This window comes from Mesorhizobium sp. M0991, from assembly GCF_040318915.1.
In the GTDB taxonomy this organism is placed as follows: Bacteria; Pseudomonadota; Alphaproteobacteria; order Rhizobiales; family Rhizobiaceae; genus Mesorhizobium.
Genome location: NZ_JAMYNE010000108.1, coordinates 1 through 687, shown reverse-complemented (window position 1 = coordinate 687; position 687 = coordinate 1). Strand labels below are relative to the sequence as shown.

At 58.2% G+C, this 687-nt stretch carries 1 protein-coding gene; it reads right to left on the bottom strand.

The genetic code is table 11. The annotated features are described in order from the left end of the window. Positions 1-236 precede the first annotated feature (236 nt). Positions 237-687: glucoamylase family protein (locus NKH70_RS35725; RefSeq protein ID WP_353027479.1), on the bottom strand; the 451-nt coding region annotated here is incomplete at its 5' end.

Genomic DNA, 687 nt, shown 5'->3' with positions numbered 1-687 from the left:
TATTTTTCATTTCAGCTATTCATGAGAATGTCGACTGCGTTATTTATTGGTGCCGCTATCTATTCCATCGTTTTCGGGAATACATGATAGCGCTTGGAGTCCGCGCTTAGACTTTCTCGAGACCAAGTCGCTGACATTTCCCGATCCTGAGCAGTAGCTACGACGCGGCGGGACGCGCTTCGCGAACTGCTCCGACCTGCCAGCAGATCACTCAGGGAAGAAACCACCCTGCGGCGCTAGGTGCAACCCAGTGTGGCCATACCCGCGGCAGCTCGTGGCCCCTGAGCAGACGTTGATGTGTCGAGGTGCCGGCTGGTGAAGCCCAGCCTTCCCAAGCCCTTGCGCACTTCCGGCGCGCCCATGAACAGTCTCCACAAAAGCCCTGTACGATGGTTCTCGATCATCGCGATGATTGGCCCCTGATTGATCGCTAGATATGTCCGGGAGTACCAGTTGCGAGGTTCGCAAAACGCGTCGACAAAGCCGAAGCGGTCCCATATGCGGTTTCGAGGCTTGGTCAGGAAACCGCGCAGTGCGCGCATCGCTTCCCCCGGAGCATAAGGGAAACTCGACAGGGCAGCGGACGGGGCGATTACGCCAAAGTCCCTGTCAGGTGCACTTGCGATGTATCCTCGCGGCCCATGGCTCGCGGTCAGACCCCAGCAGTCAGGGCCGTATCCCAGATGG